Origin of the sequence: Stenotrophomonas cyclobalanopsidis (assembly GCF_008710035.1) — a bacterium.
GTDB classification, from domain to species: Bacteria; Pseudomonadota; Gammaproteobacteria; order Xanthomonadales; family Xanthomonadaceae; genus Stenotrophomonas; species Stenotrophomonas cyclobalanopsidis.
Window position 1 is genome coordinate 49,646 of sequence record NZ_VYKI01000010.1, and the last position, 19,768, is coordinate 69,413.

Sequence of the window (19,768 nt, forward strand, 5' to 3'; positions counted from 1 at the left end):
TCGACATCAGACCCCGTGCCGACCAACGGTCGGCACCCACCAGAGCAGAACGCCGTTCCGACAGATCGCGGGAAACTGTCGAAGGCGGGGTGGGTCCGGTTGAGGGGGCGTGAGCCGCATGGGCCCGAGGCATGCCTCGGGCGGGTTGGGCAGGACGCCCAACCCCGGTCTTGCCGTGTGCGCAGGACAGCGCGCACGAGCAAGCGGCGACCGAGCTTACATGGACGTACTTGCAGCGTCCCCCTCAACCGGACCCACCCCGCCATCCCACGAATAGCCCGCTTCTGCCGTTGACGTTGATTGAAGCAGGTGCAGGGCTGCAAGCCCTGCAAACCCCAACCGCTCAGTGAGCAGCAGGACGCGACGGCGGCAGCCAGGCGGCAATGATGCCCAGCAACGGCAGGAACGCGGTCAGCTGGTACACGTACTCGATGCTGGTCTTGTCCGCCAACAGACCCAGCACCGCCGCACCCAGCCCACCCATGCCGAAGGCGAAGCCGAAGAACAGCCCCGACACCATGCCGATGCGGTGCGGCATCATCTCCTGCGCATACACCACGATGGCCGAGAACGCCGACGACAGCACGAAGCCGATCAGCACCGCCAGCACCGTCGTCCAGAACAGATCCGCATGCGGCAGCGCCAGCGCGAACGGCGCCACGCCCAGGATCGAGGTCCAGATGATCGGCTTGCGGCCGATGCGGTCACCCAGCGGGCCACCGAGGAAACCGCCGGCCGCCGACGCCACCAGGAACGCGAACAGGTGCAGCTGCGCCTGCGCCACCGGAATGCCGAAGTGGTGGATCAGGTAGAAGGTGAAGTAGCTGCCGATGCTGGCCATGTAGAAGTACTTGCTGAAGATCAGCACCAGCAGGATCGCCATCACCCGGGCCACGGTGCGGGTCGGATGACGCGGGGCGGCCGTGGCCTGTCCGACCGGGCGCGGGGCGCCCAGATGCAGCGCATACCAGCGGCTGACATAGGTCAGCAGGGCGATGCCGATCAGCGCGGCGCCGGCAAACCAGGAGGCGGCGTGCTGGCCGAACGGCACGATCACCGCGGCGGCAATCAGCGGACCCAGGGCAGTACCGAAGTTGCCGCCGACCTGGAACACCGACTGGGCAAGCCCGTGGCGGCCACCGGAGGCGAGACGCGCGATGCGCGAGGCTTCCGGGTGGAAGATGGCCGAACCGATGCCGACCATCGCCGCGGCCAGCAGCACCATCGCGTAGTTCGGCGCGAAGCCGAGCAGCAGCATGCCGCACAGAGTCGAGGCCATGCCGATCGGCAGCGAGTACGGCGCCGGCCTGCGGTCGGTGGCCAGACCGACCAGCGGCTGGAAGATCGAGGCGGTCAGCTGGTAGGTCAGCGTGATCAGGCCGATCTGGGTGAAGCTGAGGTTGAAGCCTCCCTTGATCACCGGATAGATGGCCAGGATCAGCGACTGCATCATGTCGTTGACCATGTGGGAGGTGGAAATCGCCGCCAGCACGCCGCGGGTCGAGCTGCGGACGGTGGGGGCGGGTGTAGCCAGGCTGGACATGGTGCGCAGTCAGGTTGGGGGCGAGCCCTGCATGCTACGGTGCCCTCCCCCTCCCTTCCGCCGCGTTCTGGTCATGCCATATCGCAAAAAGGACACTCCCTGCTCCATCAGGGAATCCGCGCCCTGGAATGAGGTGCCCGGCCACCGGCCGGTGACCTGCCGGGTCAAGGATTACCCGGCCGGCACCCGGGTATCGCCACACCGTCATCGCCGCCACCAGCTGGTCTACGCGATGTCCGGCCTGATGGTGGTGCGCTCCGAGGTCGGCCGCTGGGTGGTGCCGTCCACGCGCGCCATCTGGATGCCCGCCGGCATGGCCCACGCGGTGGACTGCATCGCCGACGTGCACATGCGCAGCCTCTACATCGACCCGGCATTCGCCCCGCAGCTGGCCACCGAGGCCTTCGCGGTGCAGGTGGCGCCGCTGCTGCGCGAACTGCTGCATGCAGCGACCCTCATCGAGGGCGAACACGAGGACGACAGCCGCGATGGCCGCGTGGTGCGCCTGCTGCTGGATGAACTGCACCGCATGGACGCGTTGCCCCTGCACCTGCCGACGCCGGTCGATCCACGCCTGCAGCGCATCTGCCAGCACATCCAGAAGCATCCCGGCGACGAAGCCACGCTGCAGGACTGGGCCGAAGCCCTGGCGGTGGACGTCAAAACCATCCAGCGCCATTTCGCCAGCGAACTGGGCATGACCTTCGGCCAGTGGCGGCAACAGGCCCGGCTGCTGGCCGCGATGGAACGCCTGGCCGTGGGCGAAAAGGTGATCGATGTGGCGCTGGCAATGGGCTATGACAGCCCCAGCGCGTTCACCAGCATGTTCAAGCGGCAGCTGGGGCAGACGCCGGCGGCATTCTTCCGCTGATTCCTTGAACGACGCACACGCATGGCGTGGATCTACCAGAAAGCAGCACTCCTGGTAGCGCCGGGCCATGCCCGGCAGAATGCGTTCGATGCCCACAAACAGAAACGCCGGGCATGGCCCGGCGCTACCGTCGTACGTTTTCCGTTCAAGAACTCAGGACGTCATGCGGTCCCAGAAGCCCTTCACGCCATCGATGAACGTGGCCGACTTCGGCGAGTGCTTGCGCGCCTCCTCGCCGTTGAAGGTCGCCTCGAACTGCTCCAGCAGCCTGCGCTGGTCCGCAGTGAGATTGACCGGGGTCTCCACCACCACGCGGCAGTAGAGGTCGCCTTCGCTGCGGCTGCGCACCGAACGCACGCCCTTCCCGCGCAGGCGGAACAGCTTGCCGGTCTGGGTCTCGGCCGGAATACGGATTTCCGCTTCGCCGCCGAGGGTGGCCACGCGCACGGTGTCGCCCAGTGCGGCCTGCGAGATGCGGATCGGCACTTCGCAGTGCAGGTCGTCACCGTCGCGCTGGAAGATGTGGTGCTCGCGCACGCGCACTTCCACGTACAGGTCACCCGGCGGCGTACCGGCCGGGCCGGCCTCGCCTTCGCCCTGCAGGCGGATGCGGTCGCCGGTATCGACGCCGGCCGGCACCTTCACCGACAGCACCTTGTCTTCCTCGATGCGGCCGTTGCCATGGCAGGTCTTGCAGGGCTTGGCGATGATCTGGCCACGGCCGTTGCAGTTGTGGCAGGCCTGCTGCATGGCGAAGATGCCGCGCTGGATGCGCACCTGGCCGCGGCCATGGCAGACGTTGCAGGTCTCGACCTTGCCGTCTTCGGAGCCACTGCCATCGCAGTCGCCGCACTCGGCCAGGGTCGGGATCTCGATCCGGCGCTCGACGCCGCGCACGGCTTCTTCCAGGTCCAGTTCCATCACGTAGCCGATATCGGCGCCGCGACGGGCCTGGCGCTGACCACCACCGCCGCCACCAAAGATGTTGCCGAAGATATCGCCGAAGATATCGTTCATGTCCGGGCCGCCCGGACCACCGCCGCCACCCATGCCGTGCTCGAACGCGGCGTGGCCGTGGGCATCATACATGCGGCGCTTGTTGCCATCGGACAGCGTTTCGTAGGCTTCCTTGCACTCCTTGAAGGAGGCTTCGGCGGCCGTATCGCCCGGGTTGCGGTCCGGGTGGAACTTCATCGCGCAGCGACGGTAGGCCTTCTTCAGCTCGTCGTCGGTGGCGGTGCGGGCAACGCCCAGCACTTCGTAGTAATCGCGCTTGCTCATAAGGTGAATCAGTTTCCGGAAAGTCGGGATTCGTCAAAGCGGAAGAGCGGAACGAGGTCCGCTCTTGCGTCGGGCGCCCCGACACGCCGGGCGGCGGCCAGGACCCTGGTTCGACAACGGGACGCTGGCAGGCAGCGTCCCGTGTCGGTCCGGATCAGGACTTCTTGTCGTCCTTGACTTCGGTGAACTCGGCGTCCACCACGTCATCCGCTGCCTTGCCCGTGTTGCCTGCATCGCCACCCGGGGCACCGCCCTGGTCGGCCGAAGCAGCGGCGAACAGCGCCTGGCCGGCTTCTTCCAGCACCTTCGACTTGGCTTCGATCTGTGCCTTGTCGTCGCCCTTCATCGCGGTTTCCAGGTCGGCCAGCGCCGCCTCGACCTTGCCGATGACATCGCCGCCGACCTTGCTGCCGTGCTCGGTGATGGCGCTGCGGGTGCCGTGGATCAGGGCATCAGCCTGGTTGCGGGCCTGCACCAGTTCCTGGAACTTCTTGTCTTCTTCGCGGTTGGCTTCCGCATCAGCGACCATGCGTGCGATCTCTTCCTCGGACAGACCCGAACCGGCCTTGATCTCGACCTTCTGTTCCTTGTTGGTCTTCTTGTCCTTGGCCGACACATGCAGGATGCCGTTGGCGTCGATGTCGAAGGACACCTCCACCTGCGGCAGGCCGCGCGGGGCCGGCTCGATGCCGGACAGATCGAACTTGGCCAGCGACTTGTTGAAGCGGGCCTGTTCGCGCTCACCCTGCAGCACGTGCACGGTCACGGCCGACTGGTTGTCCTCGGCGGTGGAGAACACCTGCGAGGCCTTGGTCGGGATGGTGGTGTTCTTCTCGATGATCTTGGTGAACACGCCGCCCATGGTCTCGATGCCCAGCGACAGCGGGGTCACGTCCAGCAGCAGCACGTCCTTGACGTCGCCGCCCAGCACGCCACCCTGGATCGCCGCACCCAGTGCCACGGCTTCGTCCGGGTTGACGTCCTTGCGCGGTTCCTTGCCGAAGAACTCGGTCACCGCCTGCTGCACCTTCGGCATGCGGGTCTGGCCACCGACCAGGATCACTTCGCTGATGTCGCTCGAACGCAGGCCGGCATCGTTCAGGGCGACGCGGCACGGCTCGATCGACTTGCGGATCAACTCGTCGACCAGCGATTCCAGCTTGGCGCGGGTCAGCTTGATGTTCAGGTGCTTCGGACCCGAGGCGTCAGCAGTGACGTACGGCAGGTTCACTTCGGTCTGCTGGGCGCTGGACAGTTCGATCTTGGCGCGTTCGGCAGCGTCCTTCAGGCGCTGCAGGGCCAGCGGATCCTTGCGCAGGTCGATGCCCTGGTCCTTGTTGAACTCTTCAACCAGGTACTCGATGACGCGGTTGTCGAAATCTTCGCCGCCCAGGAAGGTGTCGCCGTTGGTAGCCAGCACTTCGAACTGCTTCTCGCCGTCGACGTTGGCGATCTCGATCACCGAGACGTCGAAGGTGCCGCCGCCCAGGTCGTACACCACGATCTTGCGATCCTTGTTGTCGCCCTTGTCCAGGCCATAGGCCAGCGCGGCCGCGGTCGGCTCGTTGATGATGCGCTTGACGTCCAGGCCGGCGATGCGGCCGGCGTCCTTGGTCGCCTGGCGCTGGCTGTCGTTGAAGTAGGCCGGCACGGTGATGACCGCTTCGGTGACCTTCTCACCGAGGAAGTCCTCGGCGGTCTTCTTCATCTTTTCCAGCACCTTGGCCGAGATTTCCTGCGGCGCCATCTTCTTGGCATCGCTGGTCGACACCCAGGCGTCGCCATTGTCATGGGCCAGGATGCTGTACGGGACGTGGGCGATGTCCTTCTGCACTTCGGCATCGGTGAACTTGCGGCCGATCAGGCGCTTCACCGCGTAGAAGGTGTTCTTGGGGTTGGTGACGGCCTGGCGCTTGGCCGAGGCGCCGACCAGGACTTCGCCGTCCTTGGTGTAGGCGACGATCGACGGGGTGGTGCGATCGCCTTCCGAATTCTCGATGACGCGGGCCTTGCCGCCGTCCATGATCGCCACGCACGAGTTGGTGGTGCCGAGGTCGATACCAATGATCTTGCCCATGGGGGAGACTCCTGAAGATTGCTTGTTGGTGTCAATCCGGCCGGTCGGCCGGTGGATGAATGGGATGTGGGGGAGGCTCGTGGAACATTCAAGCCATCACCCGAACGCTGTGTTAAGCGCCTGGAAAACAATGCCGGGGGTAGCGCCGGGCCATGCCCGGCGGTCGCGCGCCCGGCCCGTCAATCGGCGGCCACGACCACCAGCGCCGGCCGCAGCAGGCGCTCGTTGAGCAGGTAGCCCTTCTGGAACACGGTCACCACGCTGCCGGGGGCGGCGCCGGGGGCCGGCACCTGGCTGATGGCCTGGTGGTGTTCCGGGTTGAACGCCTGGCCGGTCGGGTCCAGCAGGACCAGGCCGTTGTCGGCGGCGACCTTCAGCAGCTGCTTGTAGGTCATTTCCAGCCCCTCGCGCAGCGGGTTGGGATCGTCGCCGGCGGCCTTCAGGCCGGCATCCAGGCTGTCAAACACCGGCAACAGCTCGCCCAGCAGCTTCTCGTTGGCGAACTTGCGGGCCTGCTCGATGTCGCGGGCGACGCGCTTGCGCTGGTTCTCCAGGTCGGCGCGCTCACGCAGCGCATCGGCCCTGACCTGCTCGACCTCGGCGCGCAGGCGCTCCAGTTCGTCATGGTTGCCTGCGGCAGCGGCCGCATCGGCGGCGCTCTGCTGGGATTCGATATCTGGATGTTCTTGGTTCATGTCTGGGTCCCTGGCGGTCACTCTCCGCCTCCACCCACCCTAGTGTGGGCGGGATGCTGCGTTTCAAGCGTCTGCCGGCCCCGGACCGCGTCGCGGGGGCGAAAAGGCCGCCCCAAGCACGTCCGCGGTGGCCTGGACCAGCGGAATCACCCGGTCGTAGGCCATCCGCTTGGGCCCGATCACCCCCAGCACGCCCAGCACCTGGCCGTTGGCGGTATAGGGCGCGGTGACCAGCGAGACGCCCTGCAGCGGCATCATCCCGGTCTCTTCGCCGATGAAGATGCGCACGCCCGGGGCCTGGATGGTCCGCTCCAGCAGCTGCAGGATCTCGCGCTTGCTGGAGAACAGCTCGAACAGCTCGCGCAGGCGCTCCAGGTCGGACAGGTCCTGCACCCCCATCAGCCGGGTCTGCCCGGCCACCAGCATATCGTCGGCCGGCGGCTGCAGGGCCTGCTCGGCCAGCTCGATGCTGTGCGCCAGCAGCTGTTCCAGCGCGGACCGGGCGTCGCGCAGCTCCAGCAGCAGGCGGGTGCGGATCTCGGCCAGCGGCAGGCCGGCGAAATGCGCATTGAGGTAGTTGGCCACCTGTTCCAGCTGGCCCGGCTCGAAGCCCTGGCGGGTTTCGATGACCCGGTTCTGCACCTCGTTGTCGGCAAACACCAGGATCGCCAGCACCCGGCGCCCATCCAGCGCCACGAAATCGATCTGGCGGAAGGCGAACTGCTCGCGGCGCGGCGCGCTGACCACGCCGACGAAGTGGCTCATCGCCGACAGCAGCTCCGAGGCGCTGCCCAGCAGGGCCTGGGTGCTGCCACCACCGGCCAGCTCGTGGCGCAGCCGGGCCAGTTCGCCCTCGCCCGGCGGCTGCATCTGCAGCAGGCTGTCGACGAACACCCGGTAGCCGTGCGCGGTCGGGATGCGCCCGGCCGAGGTGTGCGGCGAGGCCAGCAGGCCCAGGTCCTCCAGATCGCCGAGGATGTTGCGGATGGTGGCCGGGCTGACCTCCAGGCCCGCCACGCGCGCCAGCGTCTGCGAGCCGACCGGCTCGCCGTCCTGGATGTAACGCGCGATCAGCGTGCGCAGCAGATGGCGCGCACGCGGGGCAAGCTGGTCAGCGGAACCGTGCATGGAATCAACCTGTGAGACACGGACACTAGATAATGGCGGTGCGTCGCCTTGGCAAGTCATTGGACCACCCCGCCGCGCGTGCTAGCGTTGCGCGGCTCAGACACCCCTGTACCCATGCTCAGACATCTTTCGATCAAGGATTTTGCCGTCGTCCGCGCTACCGAACTGGAGTTCGGGCCGGGCATGACCGTCGTTTCCGGCGAGACCGGCGCCGGCAAGTCGCTGATGGTCGACGCGCTCGGCTTCCTGTCCGGCCTGCGCGCCGACAGCGGCGTGGTCCGCCATGGCGCCGCCCGTGCCGAGCTGTCGGCCGAGTTCGCCCTGGACCAGCTGCAGGCCGCGCGCCAGTGGCTGGCCGACAACGAGCTGGATGACGAGGACCAGTGCCAGCTGCGCCGGGTGATCCGCGCCGATGGCGGCTCGCGCTCGTGGATCAACGGCCGCCCGGTGACCCTGGCGCAGCTGGCCGATCTGGCGGGGCGGCTGGTGGAAATCCATGGCCAGCACGAGCAGCAGGCCCTGCTGACGCGCCCGTCGCAGCTGGCCCTGCTCGACGCCTATGCCCGCAACGAGGACGAGCGCCGCCAGGTGCGCCGCGCCGCTGCGGCCTGGCAGACCCTGGTCGATGAATCACTGGCCCTGTCGCAACAGGGCGACGTTTCCGACCGCATCGGCTTCCTCGAGCACCAGCTGCGCGAGCTGGACCGCGAAGACCTGGAACCCGAGTCGATTGTCGCGCTGGGCGCCAGCCACCGCCGCCAGGCCCACGCCAGCGCCCTGCTGAGCGCCTGCCAGGCGGCCAGCAACCAGCTCAACGGCGACGACGGCAGCTCGGCCATGGACCTGCTGCAGCAGGTGCGCCACGAACTGTCGCGTTTGATCGAACACGACCCGCGCCTGGGCGAAGTGGACGGCCTGATCGAGAACGCCTCGATCCAGCTGCACGAAGCCCTGTCGCTGCTGGACCGCGTGCACGACGACCTGGATGCCGACCCGGAACAGTTCGAGGAGAACGAGCGCCGCCTCGGCCGCCTGCACGACCTGGCCCGCAAGCACCGCGTGCCGATGGACGAACTGGGCGCGCAGCGCGAGCGCATGCATGCCGAAGTGGAGCAGCTGCGCGGCGCCGATGAGCGCCTGCAGCGCCTGGCCGGTGAGATGGAGAAGGCTGCCGCCGCCTGGCGCGTGCAGGCCGAGGTGCTCACTGCCTGCCGCCGCAAGGCCGCCGCCGAGCTGTCGGCCACCACCACCGGCATCATCGCCGAGCTGGGCATGGGCGGCGGCCAGTTCCTGATCGAGCTGGAAGCACAGGACAGCGGCAAGCCCGACCCGCAGGGCGCCGAGCGCGTCGAGTTCCTGGTCGCGGCCAATGCCGGCCAGCCGCCGCGGGCGCTGCGCAAGGTCGCCTCCGGCGGTGAACTGTCGCGCATCTCGCTGGCCATCGAAGTGGCCGCGCTGGATCTGGATGCAGTGCCGACCATGGTGTTCGACGAAGTCGACTCGGGCATCGGTGGCGCGGTGGCCGACATCGTGGGCCAGAAGCTGCGCGCACTGGGCGAGAAGCGCCAGGTGCTGTGCGTCACCCACCTGCCGCAGGTCGCCTCCAAGGGCCACGCCCATTACCGGGTCAGCAAGGCCCCGGTGGAAGGCATGACCCAGAGCGCGGTGGAGAAGCTGGACACCAAGGCGCGCGAGGAAGAACTGGCACGCATGCTGGGTGGCGTGGAAGTGAGCAAGGAAGCACGCGCCGCCGCGCGCAAGCTGTTGCAGGCCTGAGGCTGATAGCGCCGAGCGTGGGCTCGGCTCTACAGGAATCTCGAACGGAACCGACGTGTAGAGCCGAGCCCATGCTCGGCTTCCGCGCGGCAGCGCGGCGCATGTCACCCCACCGGCCGCGCCAGATCCACGTGCTCCACCAGGAAATCGAGGAACGCCCGCACCCGCAGCGGCAGGTAACCACCCTGCCCCAGAAACACCGCGTGCACCTCTTCGAGGTCACCCGGGTTCGCCTCCTCCAGCACCGGCAGCAGCCGCCCCGCCGCAATGTCAGCCTGCACTTGGAACGCGGCCAGCCGCGCCATGCCCAGCCCACCCAGCACCAGCTGGCGCAGCGCATCGCCATTGCTGGCGCGGGCATTGCCGCTGGGCAGCACCATCCGCTCGCGCTCGTCCTGCAGCACCGGCCAGCCCTGCATCGCCCGCGCATGGCCGATATCCAGCCGGTTGTGCGCCTGCAGCGCCTCGGCCGTGTGCGGCAGGCCATGGCGCTGCGCATAGGCCGGTGCCGCGACGATCATCATCCGGGTCGAGCCCAGGCGCCGCGCCGCCAGGCTGGAACTCTTCAGCGGCCCGGCGCGCACGGCCACGTCGGTGCGCTGCTCCAGCAGATCGATCACCTCGTCGTTCAGGGTCAGGTCCACGCCCACCTGCGGGTTCTTCCGCAGGAACGCGGGCAGCAGCGGCAGCAGGAAGTGCTGGCCGAAAGGCACGTTGGAATTGACCCGCAGGCGCCCGCGCGGCTCGGCATGGGCGCTGGCGCAGCGCTCGGCCTCCTCCAGGTCGGCCAGCACGCGCAGGCCGCGCTCGTAGAACGCGCAGCCTTCCGGAGTCAGCTGCAGCTGGCGGGTGGAGCGCTGCAGCAGGCGCGTGCCCAGCCGCTGTTCCAGTCGCGCCACCAGCTTGCTGACCGCCGAGGGCGTCATGTCCAGCGAGCGCGCGGCAGCGGAGAACCCGCCGGTCTCGATGACCCGCACGAATACTTCCAGTTCGCCGGATCGGTTGATGTCGGGTCGTGCCATGCCAGTGAATCCAGTTCACAGATGATTATCCATCCGCAGTCTAGTTCACAGATGGGTGCGGAATCACCATGGCGCTCCCACCTGCCGGGATTGCCCGATGAACCGCCTTCGCCATCTTGCCGCCACTGCCCTGATCGCCCTGTCCGGCACCGCCAATGCCGAACCTGCCAGCCCCAGCCATTGGGTCGCCAGCTGGCAGGCCAGCCCGCAACCGGTATGGGGGCCGGACTTCCTGTTCCCGACGCTGTTGCCCGCGCAGCTGGACAACCAGACCTTCCGCCAGGCAGCCCGCCTCACTCTGGGCGGCCCGCGCCTGAGAGTGCGGCTGAGTAACGCCCACGGCACGCATCCGCTGCAGATCGATGCGGCCAGCGTGGCGGTGGAGGCCGGTTCGCCGCCGCTGGCCCTGCGTTTCGATGGCCAGCCGGACGTGCGCATCGCGCCGGGCGAGCAGCGCCTGAGCGACCCGCTCGCCCTGCCTACGCGCAACCTGCAGCAGGTGCAGGTCAGTACCTACCTGTCCAGGCCGACCCTGGTGCAGACCTTCCACTGGGACGGCCGGCAGACCAGCTGGATCGCGCCGGGCGAGCAGAGCCGGTCGAGCACGCTCCACGACGCCCGCCCGACCACGGCGCGCGTGGTGCTGGCGGGGATCGACGTCGAGGCGCCGGCCAGCGCGCGCAGCGTCGTGGTCATCGGCGATTCGATCACCGATGGCGCCACCGCCACCCTGGACCAGGACCAGCGCTGGACCGACCATCTGGCCGCCCGTCTGGCCCCGCGCGGCGTGGCCGTGGTCAATGCCGGCATTTCCGGCGGCCGCCTGCTGCGCGATGGCATGGGCGCAGCCGCCCTCGCCCGCTTCCAACGCGACGTGATCGACCAGCCCGGTGTGGCCAGCGTGATCGTGCTGATCGGCATCAACGACATCAGCTGGCCGGGCACGGCCTTCGCCCGCGACGAGCCCCGCCCAACACTGGGCCAACTGCAGGCCGGCTACCGGGCGCTGGCCCAGCAGGCTCACCGCCACGGCCTGCGCATCCTCGGCGCCACCCTGCCGCCGTTTGCTGGCGCCCTGGCTGGCACGCCGCTGAAGGACTACTACGACGCAGACAAGGACGCACTGCGCCGCCAGCTGAACGACTGGCTGCGCACGGACAACCCCTTCGATGCGGTGGTCGACCTGGATGCGGCCCTGCGCGACCCGGCGGAACCGTCGCAGATGGCCGCTGCCTTTGATTCCGGTGACCACCTGCACCCCGGCGATGCCGGTAACCGGGCCATGGCCGAGGCAGTGAATCTGGACACGCTGCTTGGAGATCAGGGGTCGGCCGGCATCGGATCCCTTTGCACCAGCAAAGGGCTCTGACCCCAGCCCCAGGCCCAACAATGAAAAACCCCGGGCCGGCCCGGGGTCTTCGTACATCCGCAGCTGGCTGCAGCGCCTTACTTGCGCTTCTTGCGCACGTACAGCACCAGCGAGTGCTCTTCCAGCTCGTACCCGTGGTCTGCGGCGATCCTGCGCTGCAGCTCCTCGATCTCGTGGCTTTCGAACTCGATGATCCTGCCGCTGTCCACGTCGACCATATGGTCGTGATGGCCGCCACGGTCCAGCTCGTAGACGGCCTGGCCGCCTTCGAAGTTGTGCTTCAGCACCAGGCCGGCGGCCTCGAACTGGGTCAGCACCCGGTACACCGTGGCCAGGCCGATTTCATCGCCGTGCTCCAAGAGCTGGCGGTAGATGTCTTCGGCGGTCATGTGGTGGTGGTGCTGCGCATCGCGCTGCTCGAGCAGCGCCAGGATCCGCATCCGCGGATGGGTCACCTTCAGGCCGACTTTACGCAGGTCGTGGGTTTCCATAGGTCTCCGTTCATTGGCGATTTAGCGCCAGCTGCCTCGGATTGGGTCGCGGTGGCACGCCGGGAGTGTATCATCGGTTTGATTTCCCCAAACGCCAGTACCGATGCGCAATCTTCTGTTGGTCGCCGCCGTCGCCCTGTCCACCACCGGGTGCGGCATCATCTACAAGCAACCCATCTATCAGGGCAACCTGATCCGGGAAGATGCCGTGTCCAAGCTGCAGGTCGGGCAGAGCAAGCAGCAGGTGAACGCCCTGCTGGGCACCCCGTCCGTGCCGGACCCGTTCCACGCCCAGCGCTGGGACTACACCGCCAGCCAGCGGATCGACCGTCTCGGCCGTACCGAAGTGAAGAACTTCACCGTGTACTTCGAGAACGACGCCGTCACCCGTTGGGAAGGCGACTACTTCCCGGCCAACGACAAGGCGCTGGCCCAGCAGACGGTCCGCCAGTTCGGCCGCAACCTGGCCAAGGACAAGAAGAAGAGCCGCTGAGCCCTTCTGCCCGCCCCTCGGGGCAGGACCCTGGAATCAATCGCCGCGCGCGCGACGACGGCGGTTTTCCTTGGGATCAGCCTGCAGAGGCCGCAGCAGCTCCACCCGATCACCATCCAGCAGCACCTGCTGCGGGCGTGCCAGCACGCCATGCACGGCGGCGGCCGGACGGTCATCACTGCCCTCGAGGGCGGCGGCGGCAATGGCCTCGGCCACGGTCGCGCCTTCCGGCAGCTGCAGCCGGCGTGACAGCACCTGCTGCGGCCAGGCCAGCACCACCTCGACCTCGATCATCGCTCAGCCCTCGTCGGCAACGCGGACGAAGTCGTTGACCATGCGGTCGGCCAGGCCCTGGAAACCGATCGCCAGCGCCGGCGCAAGCAGGCGGGATTTCGGCTCGAACTCCAGGGTCAGGGTGACCTTGCAGGCATTCTCGGCCAGGGCATGGAATTCCCAACGGCCGTGCAGCTGCTTGAACGGGCCGTCGCGCAGCTGCATATCGATGCTGTGTGGGCGCTGCAGGGTGTTTTCGGTCTGGAACCAGGTGCTGAACGAGCCCAGGCCCAGATCCAGGCGGGCGACCAAGCGGTCCTCGCCCTGTTCCAGGATGCGGGCGTCCGAGCACCAGCGGAAGCGGCGCGGATAGGCCTGGACGTCGTTGACGAGGTCGAACATGCGCGCGGCCGAGTGTTCGACCAGGGCGCTGCGGCGGATAGTAGGCATAAGGACGGCGCGTTTCGGCAATCGACCGGGCGGGCCCGAATCGGAGACAATACGGAAATGAGCAAGAACAGCGGCAAGGATAAAGCAAAGAACGCGACGGCCAACAAAACCATCGCATTGAACAAGCGTGCCCGCCACGAGTACCACATCGAGGAACGCTTCGAGGCAGGCCTGGCCCTGCAGGGCTGGGAGGTGAAGTCGATCCGCGCCGGGCGCGGCAACATCATCGACGCCTACGCCTACGTGAAGCAGGGCGAGATCTTCCTGATCGGCGCGCAGATCACCCCGTTGATCCAGGCCTCCACCCACGTGGTGGCCAACGACCGGCGCGAGCGCAAGCTGCTGCTGCACCGTAGCGAGATCGACAAGCTGGTCGGCAAGGTCGAGCGCGATGGCTACACGATCGTGCCCACGGCCATGTATTGGAGCAAGAACAAGATCAAGCTGGAGGTGGCGCTGGCCAAGGGCAAGCAGACCCACGACAAGCGCGATGCCGCCAAGGACCGTGACTGGGCAATCGAGAAGCAGCGCGTGATGCGTCGCGGAAACCGCGACGCGTAACAGCTGTCATGTAAAGTCGAGCTTGCTCGACTGGGGGTTCGTAGAGTCGAGCTTGCTCGACCGCGCTTTCGCGGCAGCCGAGCATGGGCTCGGCTCTACAAGGTTCCCGATCAGTCGAGCAAGCTCGACTCTACCGAGGTGCCATCAGCCCGCCAGCATGCCCTGCCCGCGCATCCGCGGCGCCAGCGCCGCATGCATCACCGCCAGGTGCATCACCACCGCCAGCTCCGGCGCATGGCGGTCATCACCCGCCCGCCACTGCTTTGCCAGCTGGGCCGCATCGTCAGGCAACAGGGCCAGCAACTGCTGGTCATCCAGCGCATCGGCCTGGTGCTGCAGCTGCTGCGACAGCGCCCAGCTGCGGCGGACATGGGTCAGGATGCTCAACGACGCCAGGGTCAGCAGGGCAACGGCCGCCCCGTGCTCGAACCACAGCGCGATGACGTCCGGGCCCCAGACCATCACCGCCAGCACGGCCAGGGCCAGCATCCGCCAGCCCGGCACCAGGGCCTGGTCGCGTCGCGGCCAGTACACCACCACCGCACTGGCCACCAGGAACACCGCCGCCGTCGCCGGCAGCGCGGTCAGGCAGCCCGCAGTAATGATCGCGGCCAGCACCGCCCAGACCCAGCCGGGCGGCAACGCGCGTCGGCGGTAGTCGGCGCCTACCGGCCCGATCAGCTGTCGCAGGCTGCGTTGTTGGAGGGTGTCAGTCACCCAGGGTCTCCGTGTCGTTCCTGGTCGAATGTTGGCCGCCAGTGTGTCGCAAAATCGTGCCAATGAAGTTAGCAATCCGCTATGACGGGCATGCGGCAATCCCTCGACTTCACTCGCAGACCGACGCCGCAGCCTGTAGCAGCGGGCCTTCACTCAGTACGGGCGCCGGCTGATCCGCCGGAAATGCGGCCGCGATCGCCTTCGCCGCGCGGTCGGCATGAGGCTGGAAGTACCACGAAGACTGGCTCGAAAGCGTCCTTCCATGCACCTCCCGCTCAAACCGGTACTGGCCCCAGTAGATCGCCAGCGGCTCCTCCAGTGCGTTCAACGGATTGGGCAGGGCCAGGGCTGCAGGGCACAACCGTGCGAACGCTGCCGCCAATGCCTCACGACCGGCCGCGGGCTGGCCAGCCGAAAGGAAGTGCGCGTACTCGTGCAGCACGATCGGCGCCCAGTCGTCCTCCACGCCCGGCGGCGAGTACAGCACGATGGAACCGCCGCGCAGCTTGGCCTGGGTGCGGTTGGTGTACGGCCACCACACAAACCGCACCTGGAAGACAGGCGCAGCCTCGGCGCCGTAGAACGTGCGCATGCGCGCGACGAACGCTGCTGTCTCCGGCGCCGCCAGTTCCCGGGTCAAGGCTTCCTGCTGCTGGGTGAAGCGTCCAGTCACTGTCAGCAGCTCACGCGCACGGGGCTCGAACCGCGCGTAGTAGCGCCGCAACAGCTCGTGGTCGCCAGGTGCCTGCGCAGCGATTGCTGCCTTGACGGCAGCCGTAAATGACGCGGCATTCTGGAAGTAGCTGGTGTAGGGGTCGCCAACGCGGGTGTCGCTGCCGGCAAACAGGCGCTCCGCCACGGGCCGCGTTTCGTCATCATCCCGGGCCATGGGCGACGTGCGCTGGCGGAAGCGGGCGTACTCCTCGATCGCTGCAAGATCCTGCGCGTCCAGCCGGAAGCGGCGCTCCCAGTCCTCCTTGTAGATCGCACTGGTATAGCCCGGCAGCCAGTCAGGCAGGTTGTCGAGCAGGTTGAACAGATCAAAGGACTCGTCGTAGCCCACGGTCACAAGAGGCGGCGCCCGTCGCGAAACGCCTTGCGGCTCGGCACGGGCCCATGGGGCCAGCAGCAACAGAACAGCAATGCACGCGAACAGCGCTGCCCACGACCTGACTGACATCCGGCGTCCCCCTGGAGACTGAATAGCCTGATTCGAACACGGCCAGCACGTAGTCACAACGTGTCCATCGACAGGGGCCCTCATCCGGCCAGACGTCCGCCGGGCGTGACTGTTCAGGAAGATTGCCGTATTATTCGCATCGTTAGGCAGGTCTCTGGGCAACCAGGCACCTGAAAGCCTTGCAAGACTTGAAGAAACCGGGGGTGCATTGGTTTCGACGGGGGTTGTGAAGTCGCCTGGCGCATGCCGAGGGGGTAGCTGTCCTCGTAAATCCAGCTGCAAAACTCTAGTTGCCAACGACGACAACTACGCTCCGGTCGCTCTCGCAGCCTAAAAACTGCGGTGCGTGACCTTCTGCCGACTTAGGCGGAGCCTCGAAACTGCTTGTGTCCATGCTCGCAGCGTAGAGTCATTATCATGGAATCGCGCTGGGCGGCTGCCTGTCAGTCCGGCACTAGAACACAACAGGCTGGTTCCCGGGTGCGCTTTGCACACCGTGCTGCTCGGGGATGAGATTCAACGGTGAGCTAAGCATGTAGTGCTGGGGATGGAGTGCCTTCGGACGGCGGTTCAATTCCGCCCACCTCCACCATCTGTACCGCCCCTCGGGGCACGAAAAGCCGGACACACCCGTCGATTGGGGTCCGGCTTTTTTGTTGCCTGTCTTGCATCCCGTGCAATCGGCCGCAGCCTGGCCCACACTCGATCCCTGCCCGACCCCGGCCCCCGATGCCAGAAGGACCTGCCATGAAGCTCCAGATCACCGCCCTGCTCCTCACCCTGGCCACCAGCACCGCCCTCGCCGCTGCGCCGTCGAACCAGGGCACCGCTGCCCTGGAAACCCTGCTGGCCTGCAAGGCCGGCTCGGATTTCACCCAGGCCCAGGCCGAGAAAGCACTGCAGGCTGCCGGCCTGACGCACTTGCGGGGCGGCGTGTTCGAGGCCCAGGGCGGCAAGGTCGCCCTGTTCGGCGGCAGCGTGGACAGCGCCAGCGTCGACATCGCCCCGGGCGGGAGCAGGAGCCTGCATGTCTATCTGAAGAACGTGGCCGCCGAGCAGGTGGGCCGCCAGCTGTCGGTCACCACGGTCAACGAGGACGCGGAGACCGAAGCGCCGTCGTACATCCGCAAGGTGGACGCAAAGCACACCCTGCATGTCGGTGCCGCCGATGAGTACGAAGGGTACTCGGCGTCGGTGACCTGCCAGATCGCCGGCTGAGCGCAGGCGCCCTGCCCTACAGCCAGCGCCGCACGTCGCGCCTGAAGGCGGCATAGTCGAAGCCGAACCTGGCAGACAGCACCCGCTCCTCCGGCAGGATCTGAAAGCGGGTGATCCAGCCGACGAACAGCGGCACCACCAGCAGGGCCGCAGCACTGCCCAGCCACAGCATTCCGCCCAGCAGCACCAGCGCCTGCCCCAGGTACATCGGGTTGCGCGTGTGTCGGTAGATGCCGCCGGTCACCAGCGCCGTGGCGGCGGCCGGGCGCAGCGGATTGACCGTGGTCCTGGCGCGGCGGAAGGCCAGCTTGGGCAACAGGTTCAGGGCCAGGCCCAGCAGCATCACCAGCAGCGCCATCCAGCCCGGCACCGGCAGCGAGGGCCACGGCCAAGCGCGGGCCAGCGCATAGCCCAACGCCGCGCACAGCAGCATGACCAGCGGCGGCGGAATCCGCGTTTCCAGCAGGTGCATCGTCATTCCCTGGAATGCCCTGCCGGCGATGGTGCCACAGTCCGTCCAGCGCGCGTTTAGCCACGTGCTTCCGCGTTGACACCCCGGCCGCTAGAGTGGCGCCACCGCGCTGGAGGATCGCATGGCAACCACGGGCTTCGGCGTCATCCGCCACACGACCCTCATCATCACCGCGCTGCTCCTGCTGAGCGGCTGCGCCACGCTGCGCCAGTTCGGCCCCTCGGTGCAGGTGGCCTCGGTCACCCCGGGCCAGTACATCGCGCTCAAGCGCGGCGACATCCTCACCAGCGGCAGGCTGAGTGCGGCCACGATGGAAACGCTACGGGTGGCCGGCCTGGACGAGACCACCTGTGCCAAGCCCGGTCTGCCCTGCATCGAGGCGATGGAAGCGAGCATCGTGGTGCGCGAGGAAGACAAGCGGTCGACGCTGGCCGAGCTGTGGCTGCAGCAGGCCATGGCCATGCCCGCCCCCAAGCAGAAGCGAGGTACGACAACCGCCATGCGGGTGGCCGACCCCAGCTTCCAGCCCCGGATGGATGCATGGATGCAGGTCGCTCGGCAGGCCTACGCGTACCTGTTCTTCACCGAGCGCACGGCCAACCAGCGCGGCTTTGAAGACCGCCAGACCCAGGTTCGCGACTACTACAATCTGGCAGCCCAGGAAGCTGCGGTGATGTTGTTCGACGCGTATTCCAGCCAGCACGTCCGCAACGTAGACGGCCGGCTGACGCTGGGCCGCTGGACCTTCGTCCTTGCACCGCCCGACAAGGATGTGGTGCAGGACACCCGTGAGCCCGTCGAACTGGTGCCGGCGGCATCGCTGTCTTTCACCGGCACCCTGCGCCGGGTCCAGCGGCGCGATGGCTTCGGCGCCGAGCTGGTGGCAGTAATGGCCGACCCTGCCAACGAGTCGTCATCAGCGGCTGCGCCCGCACAGAGCACAGACAGGAAGGAGGCGGCTTCCTCCCCAAGCTGGAGCGGAATGCCGTCGCCCTCGATCACCGTTTTATTGCGCTTCTCCGGTGCCAACCTCTGGGAGGTGCTGCACGACGAGGCACCGTCGGTGGAGATCCACGATCCTTATCAGATTGCTGCAGTGGAACTGCATGGGCAGAAGGTGCCGCTGGCCGCCAACTTCACCGCAGGCTACGCACTGTGGCTGGCACGTTCCAATTTCAGCCGGCAGTCGCTGCGCAGCCTGTTCGGCAGCAAGGGCGGCATTGATCGCCCGCACTTGTTCATGCTGCAGCCTTACGACCCTAATCGGCGCGTGCTGCTCATGATCCACGGCCTGGCCAGCAGCCCGGAAGCATGGGTCAATGTTGCCAATGAGCTGATGCGCGACGACGACATCCGCCGCAACTTCCAGGTCTGGCAGTTCTACTACCCGACCAACATGCCGATTGCGTTGAGCCACGATGCGATCCGGCACACGCTGGACGACGTGATGCAGCACTACGACCCCACTGGCAAAGCGCGCGCATCACATGACATGGTCGTTGTCGCCCACAGCATGGGCGGGGTGATTTCAAGACTGCTGGTGTCCTCCTCCGGTGACCATCTGGTGGACACGCTGCTGGCGACGGCGAAGATGAGCCCTGCACAGCGCGAACTGCTGCGCACGCGAGGCGCGCCCGTACTGACGTTCCAGCCGGAGCCGGAAATCTCGCGGGTGGTGTTCATCGCCACGCCGCACCGCGGTACCGACGTGGCAGGCACCCGGCTTGGGCGCTGGATCGGCCGCCTGGTACGGCTGCCGCTGACCGTGCTGGAGGATGTCGCCGGCGCCGACGACGCTGGCAGTTTCAGCGAGAAGGACGCCAGACAAGGCTACCAGATGAACAGCATCCAGAATCTGGACAAGGACGATCCCTTCGTGAAGGCGGTGGCCGACCTGCCGATGTCACCGCGCGTGCGCTACCACTCGATCATCGCCCGCGCCAGCGCAGACGGCCCGCTGGAAAAGACCAACGACGGGCTGGTGCCGTACTGGAGCTCGCACCTGCCCAACGCGGTGTCGGAAAAGGTGATCGTGTCCGGGCACAGCGTGCAGGAAGCCACGCCGGCGATTGTCGAACTGCGGCGCATCCTGCATGAGGACATGCAGGCGCATGATGGCGGGCAGAAGTAATTCTGCCCGCGCGGCCCGCC

The 19,768-nt window shown here is 67.2% G+C and carries 19 protein-coding genes and 1 other RNA gene; 8 read left to right on the forward strand and 12 right to left on the reverse strand.

Annotated elements, in window-relative coordinates:
- Positions 1 to 343: 343 nt before the first annotated feature.
- Positions 344 to 1,543, reverse strand: coding sequence for an MFS transporter (locus FJU31_RS09675; protein ID WP_150454567.1), 1,200 nt, complete (start codon positions 1,541 to 1,543; stop codon positions 344 to 346).
- 73 nt (positions 1,544 to 1,616) lie between these two features.
- Between FJU31_RS09675 and FJU31_RS09680 the strand changes: the two genes are divergently transcribed.
- A complete protein-coding gene (locus tag FJU31_RS09680) occupies positions 1,617 to 2,414 on the forward strand; it encodes an AraC family transcriptional regulator (protein WP_150454568.1) in 798 nt (265 codons plus the stop codon).
- Positions 2,415 to 2,567: 153 nt separating this feature from the next.
- On the opposite strand, the gene dnaJ is transcribed toward FJU31_RS09680, so the two are convergent.
- The 4 genes from dnaJ to hrcA all read right to left on the reverse strand — a co-directional run bounded on the left by dnaJ (position 2,568) and on the right by hrcA (position 7,595).
- A complete protein-coding gene (gene dnaJ / locus FJU31_RS09685) occupies positions 2,568 to 3,695 on the reverse strand; it encodes a molecular chaperone DnaJ (RefSeq protein ID WP_150454569.1) in 1,128 nt (375 codons plus the stop codon).
- Positions 3,696 to 3,849: 154 nt separating this feature from the next.
- Complete coding sequence (gene dnaK, locus FJU31_RS09690; protein WP_150454570.1) at positions 3,850 to 5,772, reverse strand: molecular chaperone DnaK; 1,923 nt, start codon at positions 5,770 to 5,772, stop codon at positions 3,850 to 3,852.
- Between the two features lie 179 nt (positions 5,773 to 5,951).
- Complete coding sequence (gene grpE / locus FJU31_RS09695; protein ID WP_150454571.1) at positions 5,952 to 6,467, reverse strand: nucleotide exchange factor GrpE; 516 nt, start codon at positions 6,465 to 6,467, stop codon at positions 5,952 to 5,954.
- A 63-nt stretch (positions 6,468 to 6,530) separates the two neighbouring features.
- Entirely contained in the window at positions 6,531 to 7,595 is a 1,065-nt protein-coding gene (hrcA, locus tag FJU31_RS09700; protein WP_150454572.1) for a heat-inducible transcriptional repressor HrcA, read from the reverse strand.
- A 114-nt stretch (positions 7,596 to 7,709) separates the two neighbouring features.
- Here hrcA and recN point away from each other — a divergent pair, with 114 nt between their 5' ends.
- On the forward strand, positions 7,710 to 9,371 hold the full coding sequence (recN, locus tag FJU31_RS09705; RefSeq protein ID WP_150454573.1) for a DNA repair protein RecN: 1,662 nt from the start codon (positions 7,710 to 7,712) through the stop codon (positions 9,369 to 9,371).
- Positions 9,372 to 9,475: 104 nt separating this feature from the next.
- On the opposite strand, the gene FJU31_RS09710 is transcribed toward recN, so the two are convergent.
- Complete coding sequence (locus FJU31_RS09710; RefSeq protein ID WP_150454574.1) at positions 9,476 to 10,393, reverse strand: LysR family transcriptional regulator; 918 nt, start codon at positions 10,391 to 10,393, stop codon at positions 9,476 to 9,478.
- A 97-nt stretch (positions 10,394 to 10,490) separates the two neighbouring features.
- Between FJU31_RS09710 and FJU31_RS09715 the strand changes: the two genes are divergently transcribed.
- Positions 10,491 to 11,762 (forward strand): SGNH/GDSL hydrolase family protein, encoded by a 1,272-nt coding sequence (locus tag FJU31_RS09715; RefSeq protein ID WP_150454575.1) that lies wholly within the window; start codon positions 10,491 to 10,493, stop codon positions 11,760 to 11,762.
- Between the two features lie 77 nt (positions 11,763 to 11,839).
- Here FJU31_RS09715 and fur read toward each other — a convergent pair whose 3' ends face one another.
- Complete coding sequence (gene fur, locus FJU31_RS09720; protein ID WP_150454576.1) at positions 11,840 to 12,253, reverse strand: ferric iron uptake transcriptional regulator; 414 nt, start codon at positions 12,251 to 12,253, stop codon at positions 11,840 to 11,842.
- A 103-nt stretch (positions 12,254 to 12,356) separates the two neighbouring features.
- On the opposite strand from fur, the gene FJU31_RS09725 reads away from it, so the two are divergent.
- Positions 12,357 to 12,746 (forward strand): outer membrane protein assembly factor BamE, encoded by a 390-nt coding sequence (locus tag FJU31_RS09725; protein WP_116863924.1) that lies wholly within the window; start codon positions 12,357 to 12,359, stop codon positions 12,744 to 12,746.
- A 36-nt stretch (positions 12,747 to 12,782) separates the two neighbouring features.
- Here the strand turns inward: FJU31_RS09725 and FJU31_RS09730 are convergent, their stop codons facing one another.
- Both FJU31_RS09730 and FJU31_RS09735 read right to left on the reverse strand, forming a co-directional pair.
- Positions 12,783 to 13,040 carry an RnfH family protein gene (locus FJU31_RS09730; protein WP_150454577.1) on the reverse strand — a complete coding sequence of 86 codons (258 nt, stop codon included), beginning with the start codon at positions 13,038 to 13,040 and terminating at the stop codon, positions 12,783 to 12,785.
- A 3-nt stretch (positions 13,041 to 13,043) separates the two neighbouring features.
- Positions 13,044 to 13,469, reverse strand: coding sequence for a type II toxin-antitoxin system RatA family toxin (locus FJU31_RS09735; RefSeq protein ID WP_150454578.1), 426 nt, complete (start codon positions 13,467 to 13,469; stop codon positions 13,044 to 13,046).
- Between the two features lie 57 nt (positions 13,470 to 13,526).
- Here FJU31_RS09735 and smpB point away from each other — a divergent pair, with 57 nt between their 5' ends.
- Complete coding sequence (gene smpB / locus FJU31_RS09740; protein WP_065722998.1) at positions 13,527 to 14,030, forward strand: SsrA-binding protein SmpB; 504 nt, start codon at positions 13,527 to 13,529, stop codon at positions 14,028 to 14,030.
- Between the two features lie 144 nt (positions 14,031 to 14,174).
- Here smpB and FJU31_RS09745 read toward each other — a convergent pair whose 3' ends face one another.
- Together FJU31_RS09745 and FJU31_RS09750 are read right to left on the reverse strand one after the other, a co-directional pair.
- A complete protein-coding gene (locus FJU31_RS09745) occupies positions 14,175 to 14,747 on the reverse strand; it encodes a hypothetical protein (protein WP_150454579.1) in 573 nt (190 codons plus the stop codon).
- A gap of 109 nt (positions 14,748 to 14,856) precedes the next feature.
- Complete coding sequence (locus FJU31_RS09750) at positions 14,857 to 15,816, reverse strand: hypothetical protein (RefSeq protein WP_150454580.1); 960 nt, start codon at positions 15,814 to 15,816, stop codon at positions 14,857 to 14,859.
- A 310-nt stretch (positions 15,817 to 16,126) separates the two neighbouring features.
- Between FJU31_RS09750 and ssrA the strand changes: the two genes are divergently transcribed.
- Positions 16,127 to 16,519, forward strand: a transfer-messenger RNA (tmRNA) gene (gene ssrA, locus FJU31_RS09755).
- Between the two features lie 155 nt (positions 16,520 to 16,674).
- Complete coding sequence (locus FJU31_RS09760; protein WP_150454581.1) at positions 16,675 to 17,145, forward strand: hypothetical protein; 471 nt, start codon at positions 16,675 to 16,677, stop codon at positions 17,143 to 17,145.
- 16 nt (positions 17,146 to 17,161) lie between these two features.
- Here FJU31_RS09760 and FJU31_RS09765 read toward each other — a convergent pair whose 3' ends face one another.
- The gene (locus FJU31_RS09765; RefSeq protein WP_150454582.1) at positions 17,162 to 17,617 is read right to left on the reverse strand and encodes a methyltransferase family protein; all 456 of its coding nucleotides are present in this window, start codon (positions 17,615 to 17,617) and stop codon (positions 17,162 to 17,164) included.
- Positions 17,618 to 17,738: 121 nt separating this feature from the next.
- Between FJU31_RS09765 and FJU31_RS09770 the strand changes: the two genes are divergently transcribed.
- Entirely contained in the window at positions 17,739 to 19,748 is a 2,010-nt protein-coding gene (locus FJU31_RS09770; RefSeq protein ID WP_150454583.1) for an esterase/lipase family protein, read from the forward strand.
- The last annotated feature ends 20 nt before the right edge of the window (positions 19,749 to 19,768 follow it).

What these genes read in the sequence shown, in the direction of transcription:
- FJU31_RS09675 (WP_150454567.1), bottom strand. Translation starts at nt 1,543, where the DNA reads ATGTCCAGCCTGGCTACACCCGCCCCCACCGTCCGCAGCTCGACCCGC.
- FJU31_RS09680 (WP_150454568.1), top strand. Translation starts at nt 1,617, where the DNA reads ATGCCATATCGCAAAAAGGACACTCCCTGCTCCATCAGGGAATCCGCG.
- dnaJ (WP_150454569.1), bottom strand. Translation starts at nt 3,695, where the DNA reads ATGAGCAAGCGCGATTACTACGAAGTGCTGGGCGTTGCCCGCACCGCC.
- dnaK (WP_150454570.1), bottom strand. Translation starts at nt 5,772, where the DNA reads ATGGGCAAGATCATTGGTATCGACCTCGGCACCACCAACTCGTGCGTG.
- grpE (WP_150454571.1), bottom strand. Translation starts at nt 6,467, where the DNA reads ATGAACCAAGAACATCCAGATATCGAATCCCAGCAGAGCGCCGCCGAT.
- hrcA (WP_150454572.1), bottom strand. Translation starts at nt 7,595, where the DNA reads ATGCACGGTTCCGCTGACCAGCTTGCCCCGCGTGCGCGCCATCTGCTG.
- recN (WP_150454573.1), top strand. Translation starts at nt 7,710, where the DNA reads ATGCTCAGACATCTTTCGATCAAGGATTTTGCCGTCGTCCGCGCTACC.
- FJU31_RS09710 (WP_150454574.1), bottom strand. Translation starts at nt 10,393, where the DNA reads ATGGCACGACCCGACATCAACCGATCCGGCGAACTGGAAGTATTCGTG.
- FJU31_RS09715 (WP_150454575.1), top strand. Translation starts at nt 10,491, where the DNA reads ATGAACCGCCTTCGCCATCTTGCCGCCACTGCCCTGATCGCCCTGTCC.
- fur (WP_150454576.1), bottom strand. Translation starts at nt 12,253, where the DNA reads ATGGAAACCCACGACCTGCGTAAAGTCGGCCTGAAGGTGACCCATCCG.
- FJU31_RS09725 (WP_116863924.1), top strand. Translation starts at nt 12,357, where the DNA reads ATGCGCAATCTTCTGTTGGTCGCCGCCGTCGCCCTGTCCACCACCGGG.
- FJU31_RS09730 (WP_150454577.1), bottom strand. Translation starts at nt 13,040, where the DNA reads ATGATCGAGGTCGAGGTGGTGCTGGCCTGGCCGCAGCAGGTGCTGTCA.
- FJU31_RS09735 (WP_150454578.1), bottom strand. Translation starts at nt 13,469, where the DNA reads ATGCCTACTATCCGCCGCAGCGCCCTGGTCGAACACTCGGCCGCGCGC.
- smpB (WP_065722998.1), top strand. Translation starts at nt 13,527, where the DNA reads ATGAGCAAGAACAGCGGCAAGGATAAAGCAAAGAACGCGACGGCCAAC.
- FJU31_RS09760 (WP_150454581.1), top strand. Translation starts at nt 16,675, where the DNA reads ATGAAGCTCCAGATCACCGCCCTGCTCCTCACCCTGGCCACCAGCACC.
- FJU31_RS09765 (WP_150454582.1), bottom strand. Translation starts at nt 17,617, where the DNA reads ATGCACCTGCTGGAAACGCGGATTCCGCCGCCGCTGGTCATGCTGCTG.
- FJU31_RS09770 (WP_150454583.1), top strand. Translation starts at nt 17,739, where the DNA reads ATGGCAACCACGGGCTTCGGCGTCATCCGCCACACGACCCTCATCATC.